The following is an 18830-nucleotide window of genomic DNA, read 5'->3' as shown; positions in this document are numbered from 1 at the left end:
AGATCACACTCACCCGCACGCAACGCCTGCGCCGCCAGATGCAACGCCACCAACGACGACGAACACGCCGTATCCACCGTCACCGCAGGACCCTCGAAGCCGAACGTGTACGACACACGGCCCGAGGCGACGCTCCCGGAACTACCGGTACCGACCAGCCCTTCCAGCTCCTGCGGCACCGACGACAACCCCGGCGCGTAATCGTGGTACATGACCCCGGCGAACACACCCGTACGGCTGCCACGCAACGCGTGCGGGTCGAGCCCGGCCCGCTCGATCGCCTCCCACGAGGTCTCCAGCAGCAGCCGCTGCTGCGGATCCGTCGCGAGGGCCTCGCGCGGCGAGATCCCGAAGAACCCGGCGTCGAACTCGCCGGCGTCGTACAGGAAGCCGCCGTGCCGCGCGTACGAGGTGCCGTGGTGACCCGGGTCCGGGTCGTACAACCGCTCCAGATCCCACCCACGATCGACCGGGAACTCCCCGATCGCATCGCCACCACCCGCGACCAGCTCCCACAGCCCCTCCGGCGACACCACACCACCGGGGAAACGGCACGCCATACCCACGATCGCGATCGGCTCGCGCGCCGCCTCGGTGAGGGAGCGGTTCTGCGCGCGCAGCCGTTCCGTCTCCTTCAGGGACGACCGCAGGGCCTCGATGAGTTTGGTGTCGTTCGCAGCCATTCTCGCCTCGTACTCTTCGCGCTGCCGGCAGGGGACCTGGGAATGGGGACGCTGTTCGCGGGAGGTGTGCGGAACGGGGCCTACGTGGCCGGCACGTTCTCGGTGATCAGCCGCATCACCGCCGCCGCGTGGGCGTTCAGGAAGAAGTGGCCGCCGGAGTAGACGTGCATCTCGAACGGCCCGCTGGTGTGCTCCTTCCAGCGCATGGCCTCGTCGAGCGTGACGTGCGGGTCGGCGTCGCCGGTCAGTGCGATGACGGGGGCGTCGATGCGCGCGTCGGGCGGGCAGCGGTAGGTCATGATCGCCCGGTAGTCGCCGCGCAGCGAGGGCAGGATCATCTCCACGATCTCGGGGTCTTCGAGCATGCGCACGTCGGTGCCGCCCAGCCGGCGCACCTCGGCGATGAGCGCCTGGTCGCCCTCCTTGTAGACCGTCTCGGTGCGCAGGCACGAGGGCGCGCGCCGGCCGGAGGCGAACAGCACCTGCGGTGCGATGCCACGGGCCTGCAGCCGCCGGGCGACCTCGAAGGCGACCACCGCGCCCATGCTGTGGCCGAAGAAGGCCATCGGCCGGTCGGCGAGGGGGAGCACTTCGGCGGTGAGGCGGTCGGCGAGGGTGGGGATGTCCTGGATGCACGGCTCCTGGCGGCGTTCCTGCCGGCCCGGATACTGGACCGCGAGGACGTCGAGGCCAGGGGTGAGCGCCTTGGCGACCGGGTGGAAGTAGGCCGCGGAGCCGCCGGCGTGCGGAAAGCAGATGAGGCGGGTGCGGGCGTCCGGCGCGGGCCGGAACCGCCGCATCCACCGTCCGGTTTCGGGGGTCACTCGACATTCCTTCCGTTGAGGTCCGCTCTCGGGTGGGGTCGCCGAGCTCGGACGGTGTCCGTGGCCGGACGGTGTCCACGTTCGGTGGGCCGCCGCCGGGCGGTGTTCAGCGGGACGACCACGCGGTGGGCGGGCGGAACGCCTCCCACTCGTCCCGGAGGCCATGCGGCGCCTCGCAGGTGCCTCGCGGCAGGTCCCAGATCACGGCCGGGGTTCGCGGGCCGGCCCGCCTCGCGTCGCCGGGTGACGTCCGGGCCGGGCGCGGGCGCCGCAGGACGGCCAGTACCGCGGCCACCTCCTCCGGGCGGGGCGCGCCGCGTACGAAGCGCACCGGGCGTTCTCCGCGGGGCGCGGCCTGGTCGTCACCGGTCATCACATCGGCAGGTTTCCGTGCTTGCGGTAGGGGGTCTTCGCGTTCTTGGTGCGGAGCATGCCGAGCGCGCCGGCCAGGACGGCGCGGGTGTCGGCCGGGTCGATGACGTCGTCCACCAGCCCGCGCTCGGCGGCGTAGTAGGAGTGCATGAGTTCCTGCCGGTACTCCTCGATCAGCCGGGCGCGCGTCGCCTCCGGATCGGCGGCCGCGGCGATCTCCTTGCGGAAGACCACGCCGGCGGCGCCCTCCGCGCCCATGACGGCGATCTCGTTGGTCGGCCAGGCGAAGGACAGGTCGGCCCCGACCGAGCGGGAGTCCATGACGATGTACGCGCCGCCGTAGGCCTTGCGCAGGATGACCTGGACCCGGGGGACGGTGGCGTTGCAGTAGGCGTACAGCAGCTTGGCGCCGTGGCGGATGATGCCGCCGTGCTCCTGGTCCTTGCCGGGCAGGAAGCCGGGTACGTCGACCAGCGTGACGAGCGGTGTGCTGAACGCGTCACAGAACTGGACGAACCGCGCGGCCTTCTCGGAGGCGTGGATGTCCAGGGCGCCCGCCATCGACGCGGGCTGGTTGGCGACGATGCCGACCACCTGGCCGTCGATGCGGGCCAGCGCGCAGATGACGTTGGTCGCCCACGTGCTGTGCACCTCGAAGAAGTCGCCGACGTCGACGATCTCGCGGATCACGTCGCGCATGTCGTAGGACCGGCTGAGGTCCACCGGCACCAGGTCGAGCAGCGCCTCGCACCGCCGGTCCGCCGGGTCGGCGGTGGGCAGGCCGGGCGGCAGTTCCCGGTTGTTGGACGGCAGGAGGGACAGCAGGTAGCGGACCTCCTCCAGGCAGTCCGCCTCGCTGTCGTAGACGAAACCGGCGGCTCCGGACACCCGGCCGTGCACATCGGCGCCGCCGAGACCGTCGTGGCTGATCTTCTCGCCGGTGACGGCCTCCACCACGCCCGGCCCGGTGATGTACATCTGCGAGATGTCCTTCACCATGAACGTGAAGTCGGTGAGGGCGGGCGAGTAGGTCGCGCCGCCGGCGCAGGGGCCGAGCACCACGCTGATCTGCGGGATCACCCCGGACGCCCGGACGTTGCGCTGGAAGATGCCGCCGTAGCCGGCCAGGGCGGCCACGCCCTCCTGAATGCGGGCGCCCGCTCCGTCGCTGAGGCTGACCAGCGGCGCGCCGGTCGACGCCGCCAGGTCCATCAGCTTGTGGATCTTCTGGGCGTGCGCCTCACCGAGCGAGCCGCCGAAGACGCGGAAGTCGTGGGCGTAGACGAAGACCGTGCGGCCCTCCACCTTGCCCCAGCCGGTGACCACGCCGTCTCCGGCCGGACGCCGGTGCTCCATGCCGAAGCCGGTGGCGCGGTGCGTGCGCAGCGGCTCGATCTCGGTGAAGGTGCCGGGGTCGAAGAGCAGCTCCAGCCGTTCGTCGACGGTGAGTTTCCCCCTGGCGCGCTGCTGTTCGGTCGCCCGCTTGCTGTCACGGCCGCGCGCTCGATCCTTTCGCAGCCCAAGGTCGGCCACCTTCGCCCGTAGGTCGACGGCCTCCCCCAGCCCGCGTTCTGTGGTCAAAGTCACGTCGCGCATGTCCTTTCGGCGATGAGCGGGTTCTCGACGATGCGCCGGCCATCGGGTGCACTGGACGACCCGCCCAAGTCACGCCCCATTGGAGTGGATGTGCTCCCCGGGCGGCTACGAGGCCGACCCCCTAACTGTGGCGGCGTGATTCCCCTACCCGACCCCTACCTGCCGGGAGTGGAGACGCCCGGCGGCACGCCCGGTCCGCCGGTCGCGACGGCGCAGGTCAAGCTCGCGTGCCGGTCCGGCCGGGCCCTCGCTCCGCAGGTACCCGGGTCTGCGGGACCCCGTCCGGGGCCGGTGGGCAAGCCCCGCCGCGGGGAGGCAGGGGGCCATAAGGGTGGTACGGGTACCCCGGTCGCGCAACCGTTTCTCTGATGAGTACCGGAGTCGCACCGGCGCTTTCCGGCCCGCCGGCGCGGTGCCGGGAACCGATGACGCCCACCCGGCGGACGCGCGCCGGCGCCCGGCCGGGTGCCTCGCGCGGCAGCTAAGGAGAGACCGTTGGACTTTGGCCTGTTCTATTTCGCGGACGACGTCAGGACGGGAACCGACCGGTACCGGCTGCTGCTGGAAGGGGCACGGTTCGCCGACACCCACGGGTTCTCGGCGGTGTGGACGCCGGAACGGCACTTCCACCAGTTCGGCGGCCGTTACCCGAACCCGGCGGTGACCGGCGCGGCGGTCGCCGCGGTCACCGAACGCGTCGCGATCCGCGCCGGCAGCGTGGTGGCCCCGCTGCACCACCCGGTGCGCATCGCCGAGGAGTGGGCGGTCGTGGACAACCTGTCCGGCGGCCGGGCCGGCATCTCCTTCGCGCCGGGGTGGCACCTGGTGGACTTCGCGCTGCGCCCGGACGCCTACGCCGAGCGCAGGCGGGTGACGACGGAGACCATCGACACGGTGCGGCGGCTGTGGCGGCAGGAGCAGGTGGAGCTGCCGGACGGGGCCGGCGAACCGACCATGGTGCGGAGCTATCCGGCCCCCGTGCAGCGGGAGCTGCCGGTGTGGCTCACCAGCTCGGGCAACCCGGAGACGTTCCGCCAGGCGGGCGAACTCGGCGTCGGCGTCCTCACCCACCTGCTCGGGCAGAGCCTGGACGACCTGGTGCAGAAGGTCGCCGACTACCGCAAGCACTACGCCGCGTCGCACGACGGGAACGGCCACGTCGTGCTGATGCTGCACACCTTCCTCGGCGAGGACCGCGCGAAGGTGCGCGAGACGATCCACCGGCCGTTCACCGACTACCTGCGCAGTTCGCTCGGGCTGGTGCTGGCCGCGGCGCAGGACCTGATGCCCGGCATCGATCCGGAGTCGATGGATCCGGAGGACGTCGACTTCCTCATCGAGGTGTCGTTCGACCGGTACTTCGAGACCGGCGGGCTGTTCGGCACCGTCGATGACGGCCTGGCCGTACTGCGCTCGCTGGAGGAGATCGGCGTGGACGAGATCGGCTGCCTGATCGACTTCGTGCCGGACACCGACGCCGTGCTGGACGGCCTGCGCCACCTCGACCGGCTCAAGCGGGCCTGGGAGGAGCGGTGACCCGGCGCGCCGCGACCGCCGCCGGGCGGCCATGGGCGGCCGGGTAGGCCACCGGACCACGTCGCCGAGTTCCGGGAGCAGTGATGATCGACAGCGTGAGACTGAGACGGGTGCTCGGGCGCTACCCGACGGGTGTCGTCGTGATCGCGGCGATGTCGGACGGGGAGCCGCACGGGTTCACGGTGAACTCCTTCACCTCCGTGTCGCTCGATCCGCCCATCGTGGGGTTCTGCGCCGCGCACACCTCCACCACCTGGCCGCGGATCAGGGACGCGGGCGCGTTCACGATCAGCGTGCTCGGCGTCGGGCAGGCGGATGTGTGCCGGTCGTTCTCGGCGAAGGGGAGCGACCGGTTCGCCGGCGTCGAATGGTCCGCGCCGGACGGCGGCCATCCGGCGATCGGCGGCGCGCTCGCCTGGCTCGACTGCGTCATGTCCGTCTGCCATGTGGTGGGCGATCACGAGCTGATCCTGGCCAGCGTGGTCGCGATGACCACCAACGAGGTGGACGACGACCCGCTGGTGTTCCACGGCGGGCGCCTCGGCCGCATGTGCGCCGAGAGCCTGGCGGCCGCGCCGGCCGGGCGCGGCTGCCACCCGGGCTGGTGACGTGGCGTCCGTCCGCTGAATTCCCCGTGAAGAATGCCCTGGAGTGCAGGCACTCCAGGGCATTCTCGCAATCACCTGGCGGCCTTTTCCGGCTGATCGTCACCGGCCGGAAAAGGCCACATGAAGTCGTCGGTCTCCCTTGTCACGCGGGTCGGCCCCGCCGATCAGGCCGTGGCGCCCGGTCCGCGCGGGTGATCACCACCAGATGTCGTCGAAGCCCCAGAGCGGGAAGCCGAGACCGAGGCCGAGGCCGAAGCCGTCCAGTCCGGAGCCGTAGCCGTATCCGCCGCCGCCCCAGTTGTTGTGGTGGCCCCCGTGCCAGCCGCCCCACTTGCCGTGGTGGCCGCCGCCTCCGCCGCCCCAGTCGCCCCCCGTGGTGACGGCGGCGGACGCGGACGCGCTGGTGGCCGTCGCGCTGCTCAGACCGATGAGGCCGCCGGTGAGCGCGGCGGTGACGGCGAGCGTCGCGGCGTATTTCTTGATGGCGGGCATCGCGTTTCCCCCTTGACGTCGGGTCGCCCGATAATCGCCGTTCGGCTCCCGGAAGGAGATGAACGGCCGGGCGACTCGTTCGAAATCTGCCCACCCCGGATCTCTCCACCGCCCTCTCCCGACAAACGAGGATAACGACGTCTTGGAGCCTACTTAACATCTTATTATAAGATTCCGGGCGGTATTTCCCATATGTCCGAATAGCTGGACGCCGTGCCGCCGCTGAACCCCGGCGCCCGCGCGGCCGTATCGCTCTTCAAGCGGTCTCCGCCGCGCCGAGAGGAGGATCCGATTACGATCAGGTCCCGGAGGGATCCCGGCGTCGATCTCCACGGGCCGGCGACGGCACGCGACGCCGGGCACGGGCATCCGGCGGGCAGGAGGTCCCCCGACATCGATCCGTGGCAGGTGGGCGGCTACCGCGTCCTGCGCAGGCTCGGCGAGGGCGGCATGGGCGTCGTCTACCTCGCCGAGGGGCCCTCGCGCGTCCAGGTGGCCGTCAAGGTGATCCACCGGCACCTGGCCCGGGAGCCCGACTTCCGGCGGCGGTTCCGCCGCGAGGTGGCGGCCGCCCGCCGGGTGGCCCCGTTCTCGACCGCGCCCGTGATCGACGCCGACGTCGACGGGGACACCGCCTACCTCGTCACCGAGTACGTACCGGGGCCCACGCTCTTTGAGACGGTCAGCAGGCGCGGCCCCCTGGCCGGGTCCGCCCTGGAGGGCCTGGCGATGAGCATGGCGGTGGCACTGCGGGCCATCCACGCCGCCGACGTGATCCACCGGGACCTGAAGCCGTCGAACGTGCTGCTGTCCCCGGTCGGCCCCAAGGTGATCGATTTCGGGCTGGCCACCCTGCCGGACACCTCGACCCACTCCATGACGGTCATGGGGACGCCCGCCTACATGTCCCCCGAGCACGTGCGCGGCCTGACCATCTCGGCGTCCTCCGACATGTTCTCCTGGGCGGGCGTGGTCGTCTTCGCCGCGTGCGGGCAACCGCCGTTCGGCGCCGGAGCGGGACACGAGGTGCTCTACCGGGTCGTCCACGACGCGCCGCGCCTTCCCCCGCTGGACGGCGTCCTCGGCGAACTGGTGACGCGGGCGCTGGACAAGGACCCGGCCGCCCGCCCGACGGCCGCCGAGGTGATCGAGACGCTGGCCGCGGGCACCGCCCACCGGCAGGCGCGCGCGACCGGCGCCGGGATGGAGGTCCCTCCGGCTCCCTCCCCCGCCCGGCGCCGCTCCTGGTGGCCCGCCCCGGCCCGTTCCCTCCGCCGGTTCGCCCCGTCCCGCCTGCGCAGGCGCCTCGCCCGGTCCCGCGCTTCCTCCCGTCGCCGCGCCGCGGGGACGCGCCGGCTGCTGTGGGCCGGCGCCGGAGCGGCCGTCCTCGCCCTCGGGACGGCGGGCGCGATCGCCGGCAGCCGGCTGAACCTCTCGCTCGTCCCGCCGCCGCTGGCCCCTCGCGTTTCCGCCACGACGGAGCCGCCGGCCAGGAGCACCGCGGAGCGGCCCGCCGCCGGGAACGAGCCCACCACCGGCACGGCCGGAAGCGGGCCCACCACCGCGCCGCCCGGCGACACCCCCGCCGCGCGGCCGGTGACCAGGCCCGCCGGGGACAATCCGCTGGACGCCGGCGGAGTGCGGTTCTATGTCCAGCCGGACACCGACGCGGCCCGCCAGGCGCGCACCTGGTCGGCCCAGGGCAGGACGGCCGACGGCTCACTGATGCGGGCCCTGTCCCGGATCCCGCAGGCCATGTGGCTCACCGGCGGCTCGCCCGCCGACGTCACGCGCGTCACCCGCACGGCGGTCGCCGGGGCCGCACAGGCGGGCACCGTCCCGGTCTTCGTCACCAACCACATCCCGGGCCGCGACTGCTGGAACGGCGGGGCCGCGAGCCCGCGCGACTACCAGGCGTGGATCGACGCGGTGGCCGAGGGCATCGGCGGCCGGCCTGCGGTCGTGATGCTGGAGCCCAGCAGCCTGGCGCGGATGCCCGGCAGCCCGCAGTGCCCGCAGGGCGGCGAGGAGGCCGGGCGACAGCGGTACAGCGACCTGTCGTACGCCGTGCGCAGCCTGGGCGCCCTGCGGCACACCGCCGTCTACCTCGACGGCGGCCTGGACGGCTGGCCCGCGTTCGGCGACACGGCCGACCGGCTGCTCAACGCCGGGTTGCGCCGGGCGGACGGGTTCTACGTCAACATGGTCGGCTACCGGACCACCGAACGGTCCCTCGCGTACGGCGTGCGGATGTCCAAGTGCCTGTACCTCAAGACCGCGTCGCGGACCGCCACGTGCGCGCCGGCCCAGATCGCGGACGTGCCGGACGGCCTCGCGGGTCTCCCGCACTTCGTCGTCGACACCAGCAGGAACGGCAGGGGCGAGTGGGCGGCCCCGAGAGGGCGCTATCCGGTGCCCGACGAATGGTGCAATCCCCCAGGCCGGGGCGCCGGGGCGCGGCCCACCACCGGCACCGGCCACCGGCTCGCCGACGCGCTGCTCTGGCTCAACAGCCCCGGTTTCTCCAACGGCCGCTGCACCCGCGGCACCTCCGGGCCCGCCGACCCGGTGTACGGCCTGGTCACCCCGGCGGCCGGCCAGTGGTGGCCGGACCGCGCCCTCGACCAGGCGAAGAACGCCGTCCCGCCCCTCATCCAGCGGGCTCCGGGAGGCCGTTGAGATCACGGGCGGCCTCCCCCGGCATGGGGAACGCGGGGCCGGCCCGGAAATGACTTCGGGCACCCTCCGCGATGGGAGAGTGCCCGGGTCATCGGTAGTGACCGTGGTGCGCCGCCAGGGACTCGAACCCCGGACCCGCTGATTAAGAGTCAGCTGCTCTAACCAACTGAGCTAGCGGCGCGTTGACTACGGCGACTTTAGCAGTCCCGACGAAGCTACGCACATCGGCGCGGCGTGCCGGTACCAGGGGGAAGTACCGGCACGCCGCCTTCCGGCGGAGGGGAGGCGCCGGAGGGAGGGCCGAGGCCCGCTCGGGGTCAGCGGACCGAGGCGAGGGTCACGATGGGCTTGGCCGGCTTGCGGTCATAGACGCCCCAGGCACCGGCCGAGAAGGGGACCGGGTAGTTCTTCTTTCCGACGCCGTCGCCCCACTTGGTGATGACGTAGTCGACCTTGATGTGACCGGCGCCGAAGCCGGTGACCATCAGGGAGGAGTCGTCGAAGTCGCCGCCGGTCAGCTCGGCGAAGGTCTTGCCGTCGATGTCCAGCATGACGCCGCTCTCCGAGGGGATGCCGGGGCCGCGGTCGCCGATGAAGAACGGCGCCTTCCTGCCGTTGTAGACGACGTACCCCTCGGTGCCGAGCGGCCAGCTCGGGCTGGCGAACAGGCCCTTCTGCATCGGCTTGCCGATGGCCGGGAGGCCGGTGTCACCCTGACGCCCGGAGGCGTCGTCCCAGAAGTAGGACGCCTTGGTGGAGCCCTTCAGCAGGACGCGCTCGGTGGAGGCGGCCTCCGGCCGCGCGGGGCTGGCGGCGTGCGCCGTACCGGCGGTGCCGACCACTGCGGTGCAGACCATTGCGGCGCCGACGATGCTCGAAGCCATACGACAAGCGGGGGTGTTCATGAAAGAAGACATAGGGAGGTCAGGATCTTTCATCAGAAGACAAGGGACCCCGGGCCCCGAAATCGTCAGGGGGTTCGGTGCCGGGACAGGAAAGCGTTCTCCGGGGCATGACGGTGCCACGAGGGCACGGTCGTGCCGCGCGAGCGCTTTCTTACGTGGGTCGATGGAACGGTGGCGAGGCCACCGCGTCGCAAGGCGGGAAAATCGCCTGGTCGGGCTTGTTACAAGCCGACGCGCGTGCCGCTTCTGACGGCGAGATCCGGGCCCAAGGTCGCCCGGAGGACTACTGAGTGAGGCGGATTGTCGTCCACTCGTGTCTCCTCTCCAGTGACGCCTACCGGGTTAGCTGACGGGTTCGGGCGTGGAGTCGCCCTACCGCTCGCGCGGATTCACCCCGGAAAGATTGGTTCCCCGGCTCCCGTGGGTCTGGTGGACCCCTGGGACTCGACGCTGGACGGCGGCCTTCCGGCTGAAGACCAGGTCACCGTCCGTTGTGATGTCTGACATTACCGGTCAAGAACGGACAAAGCAAACGAAGTATCAATAAACCATACGAAGATCTACCAAAGGGGTAGATAAGCCGACAGAGACGGCGTTTTCCCCTTCCTGGTAGGCGGTCGCGCGTTGGCGGGGACATCGCCACTGTGACCGGTGTGACAAGCGGTGTCAGAGCGGCGAATCACGATCTCTTTACCCGGCTTGAGCCTCGCCCCCGGCGGACCCGTACGTCGGCCAAGAAAGCCCCACGACTCCTCGCTCCACGTGACGCGTCGCCGCTTCCCCGTTCCGTGGTTCCACGGCCGCCATCGGCCGAGAGGACACCTGCCCGCATCACGGGCACCGGGCGCCCCGCGGACACGCACATCGGCGCGGGGAGGAAGAAGGGAGCACCTGGGGAAGGCCGGGGGACATCGGCCCGAGGCCGGGCTCGGCACCGGACGGCACGCACCCGGGCCGGACAATGCGTCGGGGCCGGACAGTCCCCCGCCTGTCCGGCCCCGACCTCTTCACGGTCCGGCGCCGATGCCTTCCCCCAAAGGCATCGGGCGGTCCCGCTGAGCGGACGCGGTCCCCCACCGCGTCCTTCTGGTGAAAGCTCTGCAGCGCCCTTCCGGGCGCCGGTCGCATCCCCCTTGACCTGCCTTAACACTACATACCGGGGCCTGAGGCGCTCGTCATCCCACGGTATAGATTCGGTCTAGGTCCACGGGCCTGACCGCTGCGGCCGGCCCCGGCGGCTATTCGGGGATCTCGAGAGCGACCTCGACGCCCTCCTGCAGAGTGCGGCTGACGGTGCAGTACTTCTCGTGCACCCGGTGCGCCACCGCCCGGAACACCTCGTCCGCCTTCTCGTCGCCCTCGGGCAGCTCGACGTCGTAGGTGATCGTGACCGTGCCGAGCAGGTTCGGCTCGGCCTTCTCGGCCTCGACCGTCATCGCCAGCCGGACGAGCCGGTGGCCGCGCTGGGCGGTCAGCGGCTCGACGCTCACGATGTTGCAGCCGCCCACCGCGGCCAGGAGCAGCTCCACCGGGGTGAAGGCGCCCTCCTCGTCGCCGGAGCCGATCGCGACGACCGCCCCGCGCCCGTTGCGCGCCTCGTATCCACTGTCCGTACGCTCAACATTCACCGATGCCATGGCATCGAGCCTAGAAGCACGCCGCGTCCCCGTCAGGCATCGGGGTGCTTGGAGAGGTATTCCACATAGACCGGCCGCAGCGCCTCGCCCAGCTCACCCTCACCGGAGGCCACCGCGTCGCTCAGCAGCGCCGAAACCCGGCTGAGGTCGTTGGCCGTCTCGGCCGAGTGGCCGCTCGCGGCCTCGGCGGCCGGGATCACCTTGAGCAGGTCCCACAGGAAGCCCAGGTCGCCGTGCGTCACCGCGTAGTGCACCGCCCGGTCGTGCAGCTCCCTGGGCGACAGCGACTCAAGTTCGTCCTGGTTCATACCGTTTCACCTCTCGTTAGCGACCTTCCCGGCGATCAGCGGGATATACCCCCCAGTCGATCACGTACCGGGCGCCCGTACCAAGCCGATCATCAGCGGGCACGGCCGCCCGCGTCCGGCCGGTGAACGCCCGACAAAGTGGATCTTCCAGGGGCGGGAAACCGCGGGCCCCAGGTCCTGCGCCCCTACCGCCGACCGGCGAGTGGTGGGAGCATCGGCAAGGTGAAGATCATTATCAAGATCCTTGTCGTCGCAGCGGCGCTGTGGGCCGCGACCCGCGTGATCCCCGGCATCACCGTCTCGGGGGCCACCACCACGGCCTCGGTGGGCACGCTGATCGCGGTCGCCCTGATATTCGGCATCATCAACGCGGTGCTCAAGCCGATCATCAAGACGTTCGGCTGCGCCTTCTACGTGCTCACGCTGGGCCTGTTCGCCCTGGTGGTGAACGCCCTGCTGCTGTTGCTGACCAGTTGGATCGCCGAACAGCTCGACCTGCCGTTCCACGTCTCGGGCTTCTGGGCGGCCTTCCTCGGCGCCATCCTCGTCGGTGTGATCACCTGGATCCTCGACATGCTGCTGGGCCTGAACGACGACTGAGAGCGCAGCGGGAGCCCACGGGGCGCCGCCGCTCTCCTAGTGCCGGTGTGCCGGACGGCGCGCCCGCCCGGCCGGCGCACGGGCGAAAGCCGCTCCCGCGGCGCGTGCTCCAGGGTCAGTCGCGCACGCCGCCCACGGAGTCGCGTTCGCGCAGCTCAGGGGCCTGGATGATGCGGCGCCTGCGGTGCGGCCCGTCCGACGCCGCCACGGCCAGGCGGACGGCCGCCCGCACGATGCCGTCGATGTCCCAGTTCACCGTGGTCAGTCCCGGGGTGAGCAGCCCCGACATCGGGTGGTCGTCGTACCCCATGACCGAGATGTCGTCCGGGATGCGCAGGCCGAGCTCGGCCGCCGCCGCGTAGACCCCGTAGGCGATCGAGTCCGAGAAACAGAAGGCCGCGCTCGGCCGGGAGCTCCCCGCGAGCAGGGCGTGCGCGGCCGCCGTGGTGGCGGCGAGCCCGTCCGGGGTGGTCACCACGTCGATCGCGAGGTCGAGGCGCTCGGCCTCGGCGGTCACGTGGACGTCCGCCGGCCGGTCGGGGGTGCTGGGGCGGGTCGGGGTCAGCACGGCGATGCGGCGGTGCCCCTTCTCCCGGAGGTAGGAAAGGGCCAGGGTGACCCCGCTGCGGTTGTCGAAGACCACCTCACCGGCCGTACGCGCGTCCAGGAGCGCGTCGCCGATGGCCACCACCGGCAGGCCCTCGGCGAGCTCCGCCCAGAAGCGCGCGGCGGGATCGACCGGCTGGACGATCAGCCCGTCCACGCGCTGGTCGCGCAGCTGGGTCGCCAGCGCGTGTTCACGAGCGGGGTCGTTCCCGGCGTCCAGGATCAGGGCATAGCGGTCTCTGTCGCTCAGGGCGCGCCCGAGCTCGATCGCGAGCGACTGCTGCCAGAGATCCTCCAGCGAGCCGCACAGCACACCGATCATGCCGGTGCGCCCGCTGGCCAGGGCGCGGGCGATCGGATCCGCCTCGTAGCCGAGCTCGGCCGCCGCCCGGCGCACCCGCTCGATGGTCTCCTCGGAGACCTGCATACCGCGCAGCGCGTACGAGACCGCCGCCGGGGACAGACCGGTCGCCTGCGCCACCTCACGGATGGTCGCCCGTTTGCGCGACTGGGAACGCGGCATCCGACCAGCCTATGCCGTCCGCCCGCCGCTCCGGCGGAGTGCCCGTCCTCTTGGCTTGACGTACGCGATCCCCCTGCGCACCGGTTGACGGGCGGGCTACTGAAACGGTTCACTGAAACGTATCAGTGAACCGTTTCACTGGGCGGGTACTGGGATACCGACTATATGTGTAGGTATTATAGGTTACAGTGGTCCCGCGAGGAGGTGGCATGCGGATCGACGTGCACCAGCACATCTGGACGCCCGCGTTCGCGGCGGCACTGCGCGAGCGGGCCACGCCGCCCTACCTGCGCGGATGGATGCTGCACCTCGACGGTGAGCCGCCGTACGAGGTGGATCCGCTCGACCACGACCTCGGCCGCCGCCTCGCCTTCAACCGCGAGCACGGCCTCGGCCTCGCGCTGGTGTCGCTGTCCAGCCCGCTCGGCATCGAGCACCTGCCCCCGGCGGACGCCTGGCCGCTGATCGACGCCTACCACCAGGGCGCGCTCGGACTGCCGCCGTCGTTCCGCGCCTGGGCCGCCGCCTGCGTCAGCGAGATCGACCCCGCCCGCACCGCCGACGCGCTGGACGCCGGCTTCGCCGGGCTCCAGCTCCCGGCGACCGCCCTGCTGGACGCCGGGGGCCTCGCCCGGGTCGCCCCGCTGCTCGACCTGCTCCAGGAACGCGGCCTGCCGCTGTTCGTCCACCCCGGCCCCGCCGCCGCGCACAGCGCGCCGACCGGCTCCGGGACCACGGCGGAGCCCGCGGAGCCCGCGGAGCTCGGTTGGTGGCCGGCGGTGGTGCCGTACGTCCAGCAGATGCACGCCGCCTGGTACGCCTTCGCGGCGTCCGGCCGCCCCCGGCACCCCCGCCTGCGCGTCTGTTTCGCGCTGCTCGCCGGGCTCGCCCCCCTGCACGTGGAGCGCTTCATCACCAGGGGCGGCTCCACCCGCGGCGCCGTCGACCCGGACGCCTTCCTGGAGACCTCCTCCTACGGCCACCAGGCCATCGACGCGATCACCCGCGTGGTCGGCGTCGAGGTCGTGGTCCTCGGCTCGGACGCCCCCTACGCCGCGCCGGCCCGCACGCTGCTCGGCGAGGCGATCGAGCAGCAGATCTCGCTCACCAACCCCCAGCGCCTACTCGACCTGGAAGGAGCCCCGCACCGATGACCTGGGAGTCGTTGCCCGACCGCTACCTGGACAAGCACGAACTGCGCGCCCTCGTCGAAGACCTCGCGGGCCGTCCCGAGCTGTGGCGGCCGCACGTCGCCTTCGGCGACAGCGGAGAGGCCCGCCACTACGCCTCGCTCCACCGCGACTCCTTCGTGGACATCTGGGTCATCTGCTGGCGCCCCGAGGACGACACCGGCTGGCACGACCACGACGTGTCCTCCGGGGCGGTCCGCGTGGTCGCCGGCGCGCTGAAGGAGTCCAACCCGCGCATCGGCGGCGCCCCGCTGGAGACACTGGTCTCCGAGGGCGAATTCCTGTCGTTCGGCCCGGACCACATCCACCGGATCAACGGCCACGCGGCGGCCAGCGTGTCGATCCACGCCTACTCTCCCCCGCTGTGGCGGCTCGGCCAGTACTCCATCAGCGAGGACGGCGTCATGCGCCGCGCCTCGGTGAGCTACGCCGACGAACTCCGCCCGATCGACCCCGAGCCGGACGCCACGCCGCGGGAGACCGTCCCCGTCGCCGCGGGGCCGGCGCCCGCCGTGGCGCTGGCCTGATCCTCCGGAGAGCGCACCGGGCCGGGAGCCGGGCCGGGCGGCCACGGGCCGGAAGCCGGGCGAGACGGCTCGCCACGCCCGGCCGTCCCACCGGCGCCGGCCACGGTGAGGTCGCGGGCGAGCCGGGCCGCCAGCGGGTCGTCGGTGAACACCCCGTCCACCCCCAGCCCGTACAGGACGCGCAGCCAGCCGGTCACGTCCCCGTGCGTCCGCGCGTACCAGCGGGCCGCGGGATCGCCACGGCGGAACGGCAAGGGCAGGAAGGCGTTCTCCGGCCGCACCGTCCACACGTGGACGGCCAGGCCACTACGGTGCGCGTCGGCGACCAGCGTGGTGGCCGGGCCCGGCCGGCCGTCCCGGTCGACCGGCATGACGAGGCCGGTCGGGACGCCCACCGCGTCGGCGTACGAGGCGACCTGGGCCAGCCCTTCCGGCGTCGCCAGGTCGCGGTAGGTGCGCGGGTCCCCCTGCACGACCAGGTCGCGCGGCGCCCCGGTGGACTCGTAGAGCTGGACGAGCCGCAGGCGGGTCCGGGCGCGCAGGGCCCGCAGGTTCGCCGTCTCGAACGACTCGATGAACACCGGGTCGGACCGCTCCCGCCGGCCGTGCGCGGCCAGGGTCGAAAGGACCGGCTCCTCCAGCGGGAGCCCGATCGAGGCGAAGTAGCCCGGGTGCTTGGTCTCGACGTAGACGCCGACGCCCGACCGTACGGCCAGCGCGACCACCTCCTCGAAGGTGGCGATCGGCTCCCGGCCGTCGAAGGCCGCGCTGAGCGGACGCATCTCCGGCATCCGCTCCACCGCGCGCAGCGTGCGCAACTCGGCCAGGGTGAAGTCCTCGGTGAACCAGCCGGTCAGGAAGCGGCCGTCGATCACCTTGGTCGTCCTGCGCGAGGCGAATTCGGGATGGCGGGCGACGTCGGTGGTCTGCGAGATCTCGTTCTCGTGCCGGACGACGAGCACGTGGTCCCTGGTGGACACCACGTCGGGCTCGACGTAGTCGGCCCCCGCCTCGACGGCGGCCCGGTAGGAGAGCAGGGTGTGCTCGGGCCGGTACGCGCACGCGCCGCGGTGCCCGATGACGGCCGGGCGCCCGCCGAAGTCCCCCGCTGAGGCCCCCGGCACCGTACGCGCCTCGACGCCCGGAATCGGACGCGTGGACACCGGCCGGAGGTGGCCCGCGGTGACCCCATACGCCCCGGACGCCGAGGAGCCGGCCATAGCATGCGATACCGGGCCGGACGCGGCGGGCATCGGGGACAGCAGGACTGAGAGCAGGACGGCCGTCGTGCCGGTCACGGGCACTCTGACGTTGATCACGCTCGATGTTAGGGCTGGTCAGGGCGCATTCCATCGGCATGACACGCGCGCCGCCCCGTACTCGCTCCTTCGCTCCCCCGTCGGCTCGCGGACCGCCGGCGGCGGCCCTGAAGCGCCTGACCGGTCAGCCCGGCCGGACTTCGTCGCCGACGCGCAGCTCGCCGAGGTTCCGGGGCACCAGGCGGATGCCGAACCAGGTCTTTCCGTCCCAGCGGCGGCGTCTGGCCAGGGTCCGCAAAGGTTCGGTGCCGCGGTCCAGGGTGACCGGATCCCAGAGGGTCGTGACGCAGCGGTCGCACAGCTCCGAGACCCGGAAGTCGATCTCGCCGATGCGCACCGACGTCCAGGCGTCCTCGGCGAAGGGTTCGGCGCCGTCGATGACGGCGTTGGGCCGGAAGCGGACGATGCCGAGAGGGTCCGGGGGCTGCTCCTGGCGTGTCATGGCGCCTTCGGCGATCCAGTCGTTCAGGCGCCGCAGCGAACTCGTGGAGATCAGCATGAGGGGTGTGTCCCAGACGAAGCTGCCGGCTCCTGCGCGGTAACCGTCCTGTTCCTCGGCGACGGTCCGGTGCCCGGGGTCCGCCAGCCAGATGAGGCGGGCGGGCTTGCCGAGCAGCCGGGTGAACCATTCGTGGGCGTCGGCGTGGGCGAGCACGGCCCGGTCGAGGTTGGGGAAGGCCACCGGGATCGGGCCGCCGGTGGCCGGGGGGACCTTGAGTTCGGTCATGCCATCCGCCGACAGGTGGAGGCCGCCTTCGGGGGTCTCGGCGGCCGAGACCGTGAGAAGCCGGGGGTGTTCACCGACCCAGATCACCCCGCCCCTCGGGTCCATCACCGCCCAGCGGCGGTCGCCGTCCAGACCCCAGGGGAGGACGTGGGCGGATGAGCGGGAGATGCCCTTCGTGGACTTCACGAGGTAGGTGCGGATCTCCGCCAGTTCCATAGGAAAAGGATAGGAAAGGGGGTCGAGAAAGCGCTCTCCTCCTGGGCCGCGACGCCGATCACCGGCGCGAACCGCTCCGGTTCCGACGCCGCCGCTGCTCGCAGCACTCGGACGACGAGGCCGGGACGACCGCCCGCCGGCCCATCCGGGTACCGCTGCCGCGACCGCACGGCGCGACACACCGTGCCCAAGATTCCCGATCAGCAGCCACCGTCCCTCCTTATCGGTAATCATCAGGACAAAGCACGATCACCCCTCATGTACCGGGAGAACCAGCAGCGCTTCCGGCCGGATCGGGCACACCCCGCCGACCGGCCCGGAGGCGTCCCATCGGCCCCGGCCTCGACCGCGTGTCCCGATATCGGAGGCTTGCATTGCCCGGCTCACCTCTCTCGCGCCGCGCCTTACTCAAGGGCGTGGGCCTCGGTACCCTGGCCGCGACCGGCACCGCCTGCGGGGCGACCGGCGGCTTCCAGAGCAGCGGAGACACGATCGTGATCGGCTTCGTCAGCCCGCAGTCCGGAGCGCTCGCGAACTTCGCCTCCGGGGACGCCTTCGTCGTGGACCGCGTACGCCAGACTCCGCCCTACTCCCAGGGGTTCACGGTCGGCGGCCGGAAGTACACGGTCGAGATCGTGGTGAAGGACAGTGTGTCCGACCCGCGGCTCGCCGGGCGGGCGGCCCGGGAGCTGATCCAGCACCACAAGGCCGACATGATCGTCACCAGCTCCGCGCCCGAGACCACCAACCCGGTGGCCGCGGAGTGCGAGAGCGCGGGCGTGCCCTGCGTCGCGACCGTCGTGCCGTGGGAGGCGTGGTACTTCTCCCGGCAGGCCGATCCCTCTCACCCCCGCCCGTTCACCTACACCACCATGTTCTTCCTCGGCGTCGACCAGTTCGGCGGATGCTTCGTCCCGATGTGGGAGAGGGTGTCGACCAACAAGGTGGTCGGGGCGATGTTCCCCGACGACCCGGACGGCCGCGCCTTCCGCCAGGCCTGGCCGCCGATCCTGGAGCGGGCCGGGTACACCTGGGTGGACGGCGGCGCCTACACCGAGGGCCGCGACTTCCAGTCGATGATCGCCAAGTTCCGGCGCGAGCGGTGTGAGATCTTCATCAACGCTCCGCTGACCCCCGACTTCAACCGCATGTGGCGGCAGGCGGCGGTCGCCGGGTTCCGTCCCCGGCTGGCCACCGTGGCCAAGGTCCTGCTGTTCCCCTCCGACACACTGCCGCTGGGGAACCTGGTGGAGAACATCGCGACCGACTCGTGGTGGGGCCCGTACATGCCGAACACCTCCTCGCTGGACGGCGAGAGCGCCAGGAACCTCGCGGAGGCCTACCAGTCGGCGACCGGCCGGCAGTGGCTGCAGACCCTCGGCTCGGTCTACTCGCTGTTCGAGATCGCCCACCAGGCGTTCACCGGGGTGGACACGCCGCGCGACCGGCAGGCCGTCGCGGCCCGGCTGCGCACGCTGAACT

At 71.9% G+C, this 18830-nt stretch carries 18 protein-coding genes, 1 tRNA gene and 1 riboswitch; of the genes, 7 read left to right on the top strand and 12 right to left on the bottom strand.

The genetic code is table 11. From position 1 onward, the window contains the following. From IEY93_RS38925 to IEY93_RS34435, 4 genes are all read right to left on the bottom strand, one after another. Positions 1-683: beta-ketoacyl synthase N-terminal-like domain-containing protein (locus IEY93_RS38925; protein ID WP_229691714.1), on the bottom strand; the 683-nt coding region annotated here is incomplete at its 3' end. A gap of 80 nt (positions 684-763) precedes the next feature. Beyond that, on the bottom strand, positions 764-1507 hold the full coding sequence (locus IEY93_RS34445) for a thioesterase II family protein (protein WP_229691713.1): 744 nt from the start codon (positions 1505-1507) through the stop codon (positions 764-766). A gap of 106 nt (positions 1508-1613) precedes the next feature. Further along, positions 1614-1880, bottom strand: coding sequence for a hypothetical protein (locus tag IEY93_RS34440; RefSeq protein WP_189167359.1), 267 nt, complete (start codon positions 1878-1880; stop codon positions 1614-1616). Continuing rightward, entirely contained in the window at positions 1880-3412 is a 1533-nt protein-coding gene (locus IEY93_RS34435; RefSeq protein WP_229691715.1) for an acyl-CoA carboxylase subunit beta, read from the bottom strand. The genes IEY93_RS34440 and IEY93_RS34435 overlap by 1 nt, the downstream gene beginning before the upstream one ends. Before the next feature lie 558 nt (positions 3413-3970). Here IEY93_RS34435 and IEY93_RS34430 point away from each other — a divergent pair. Together IEY93_RS34430 and IEY93_RS34425 are read left to right on the top strand one after the other, a co-directional pair. Continuing rightward, a complete protein-coding gene (locus tag IEY93_RS34430; RefSeq protein WP_189167357.1) occupies positions 3971-5011 on the top strand; it encodes a MupA/Atu3671 family FMN-dependent luciferase-like monooxygenase in 1041 nt (346 codons plus the stop codon). Between the two features lie 95 nt (positions 5012-5106). Continuing rightward, positions 5107-5619, top strand: a complete 513-nt coding sequence (locus IEY93_RS34425) for a flavin reductase family protein (protein WP_229691712.1) — start codon at positions 5107-5109, stop codon at positions 5617-5619. Positions 5620-5814: 195 nt separating this feature from the next. Here the strand turns inward: IEY93_RS34425 and IEY93_RS34420 are convergent, their stop codons facing one another. Then, positions 5815-6111 carry a hypothetical protein gene (locus IEY93_RS34420; RefSeq protein WP_189167355.1) on the bottom strand — a complete coding sequence of 99 codons (297 nt, stop codon included), beginning with the start codon at positions 6109-6111 and terminating at the stop codon, positions 5815-5817. 408 nt (positions 6112-6519) lie between these two features. Between IEY93_RS34420 and IEY93_RS34415 the strand changes: the two genes are divergently transcribed. Next, positions 6520-8790 (top strand): glycoside hydrolase family 6 protein, encoded by a 2271-nt coding sequence (locus IEY93_RS34415; protein WP_189167354.1) that lies wholly within the window; start codon positions 6520-6522, stop codon positions 8788-8790. A gap of 104 nt (positions 8791-8894) precedes the next feature. Here IEY93_RS34415 and IEY93_RS34410 read toward each other — a convergent pair. The 4 genes from IEY93_RS34410 to IEY93_RS34395 form a co-directional block, all read right to left on the bottom strand. Then, a tRNA-Lys gene (locus IEY93_RS34410) sits at positions 8895-8971 on the bottom strand. 136 nt (positions 8972-9107) lie between these two features. After that, on the bottom strand, positions 9108-9674 hold the full coding sequence (locus IEY93_RS34405; RefSeq protein ID WP_229691711.1) for a hypothetical protein: 567 nt from the start codon (positions 9672-9674) through the stop codon (positions 9108-9110). Positions 9675-10010: 336 nt separating this feature from the next. Further along, a riboswitch (cyclic di-AMP (ydaO/yuaA leader) is annotated at positions 10011-10155 on the bottom strand. Between the two features lie 778 nt (positions 10156-10933). Continuing rightward, positions 10934-11332 (bottom strand): OsmC family protein, encoded by a 399-nt coding sequence (locus IEY93_RS34400; RefSeq protein ID WP_189167352.1) that lies wholly within the window; start codon positions 11330-11332, stop codon positions 10934-10936. 32 nt (positions 11333-11364) lie between these two features. Continuing rightward, positions 11365-11640, bottom strand: a complete 276-nt coding sequence (locus tag IEY93_RS34395; protein ID WP_189167351.1) for a hypothetical protein — start codon at positions 11638-11640, stop codon at positions 11365-11367. Positions 11641-11862: 222 nt separating this feature from the next. On the opposite strand from IEY93_RS34395, the gene IEY93_RS34390 reads away from it, so the two are divergent. Beyond that, the gene (locus IEY93_RS34390; protein ID WP_189167350.1) at positions 11863-12240 is read left to right on the top strand and encodes a phage holin family protein; all 378 of its coding nucleotides are present in this window, start codon (positions 11863-11865) and stop codon (positions 12238-12240) included. A gap of 115 nt (positions 12241-12355) precedes the next feature. On the opposite strand, the gene IEY93_RS34385 is transcribed toward IEY93_RS34390, so the two are convergent. Continuing rightward, the gene (locus IEY93_RS34385) at positions 12356-13369 is read right to left on the bottom strand and encodes a LacI family DNA-binding transcriptional regulator (protein ID WP_189167349.1); all 1014 of its coding nucleotides are present in this window, start codon (positions 13367-13369) and stop codon (positions 12356-12358) included. Positions 13370-13578: 209 nt separating this feature from the next. Here IEY93_RS34385 and IEY93_RS34380 point away from each other — a divergent pair, with 209 nt between their 5' ends. Continuing rightward, positions 13579-14523, top strand: coding sequence for an amidohydrolase family protein (locus tag IEY93_RS34380; RefSeq protein ID WP_189167348.1), 945 nt, complete (start codon positions 13579-13581; stop codon positions 14521-14523). Next, a complete protein-coding gene (locus IEY93_RS34375) occupies positions 14520-15086 on the top strand; it encodes a cysteine dioxygenase (protein WP_189167347.1) in 567 nt (188 codons plus the stop codon). The genes IEY93_RS34380 and IEY93_RS34375 overlap by 4 nt, the downstream gene beginning before the upstream one ends. Here IEY93_RS34375 and IEY93_RS34370 read toward each other — a convergent pair. Both IEY93_RS34370 and IEY93_RS34365 read right to left on the bottom strand, forming a co-directional pair. After that, on the bottom strand, positions 14984-16405 hold the full coding sequence (locus tag IEY93_RS34370; RefSeq protein ID WP_229691710.1) for a glycerophosphodiester phosphodiesterase family protein: 1422 nt from the start codon (positions 16403-16405) through the stop codon (positions 14984-14986). The two genes, IEY93_RS34375 and IEY93_RS34370, sit on opposite strands and share 103 nt — an antisense overlap. Positions 16406-16529: 124 nt before the next feature. Continuing rightward, positions 16530-17348 carry an MOSC domain-containing protein gene (locus tag IEY93_RS34365; RefSeq protein ID WP_189167346.1) on the bottom strand — a complete coding sequence of 273 codons (819 nt, stop codon included), beginning with the start codon at positions 17346-17348 and terminating at the stop codon, positions 16530-16532. Between the two features lie 416 nt (positions 17349-17764). Between IEY93_RS34365 and IEY93_RS34360 the strand changes: the two genes are divergently transcribed. After that, positions 17765-18830, top strand: a 1066-nt coding sequence (locus tag IEY93_RS34360; protein ID WP_189167345.1) for an ABC transporter substrate-binding protein, incomplete at its 3' end; no start/stop codon positions are given.

It is taken from the genome of Sphaerisporangium melleum, assembly GCF_014646695.1.
GTDB lineage: Bacteria > Actinomycetota > Actinomycetes > Streptosporangiales > Streptosporangiaceae > Sphaerisporangium > Sphaerisporangium melleum.
The sequence above is the reverse complement of the archived record's forward strand: the minus strand, read 5'-3'. Positions and strand labels throughout refer to the sequence as shown.

Excerpts from the sequence above, each read along its gene's own strand:
- IEY93_RS34380 (WP_189167348.1), top strand. The coding sequence starts at position 13,579 with ATGCGGATCGACGTGCACCAGCACATCTGGACGCCCGCGTTCGCGGCG.
- IEY93_RS34440 (WP_189167359.1), bottom strand. The coding sequence starts at position 1,880 with ATGACCGGTGACGACCAGGCCGCGCCCCGCGGAGAACGCCCGGTGCGC.
- IEY93_RS34395 (WP_189167351.1), bottom strand. The coding sequence starts at position 11,640 with ATGAACCAGGACGAACTTGAGTCGCTGTCGCCCAGGGAGCTGCACGAC.
- IEY93_RS34385 (WP_189167349.1), bottom strand. The coding sequence starts at position 13,369 with ATGCCGCGTTCCCAGTCGCGCAAACGGGCGACCATCCGTGAGGTGGCG.
- IEY93_RS34400 (WP_189167352.1), bottom strand. The coding sequence starts at position 11,332 with ATGGCATCGGTGAATGTTGAGCGTACGGACAGTGGATACGAGGCGCGC.
- IEY93_RS34420 (WP_189167355.1), bottom strand. The coding sequence starts at position 6,111 with ATGCCCGCCATCAAGAAATACGCCGCGACGCTCGCCGTCACCGCCGCG.
- IEY93_RS34365 (WP_189167346.1), bottom strand. The coding sequence starts at position 17,348 with ATGGAACTGGCGGAGATCCGCACCTACCTCGTGAAGTCCACGAAGGGC.
- IEY93_RS34405 (WP_229691711.1), bottom strand. The coding sequence starts at position 9,674 with ATGGCTTCGAGCATCGTCGGCGCCGCAATGGTCTGCACCGCAGTGGTC.
- IEY93_RS34375 (WP_189167347.1), top strand. The coding sequence starts at position 14,520 with ATGACCTGGGAGTCGTTGCCCGACCGCTACCTGGACAAGCACGAACTG.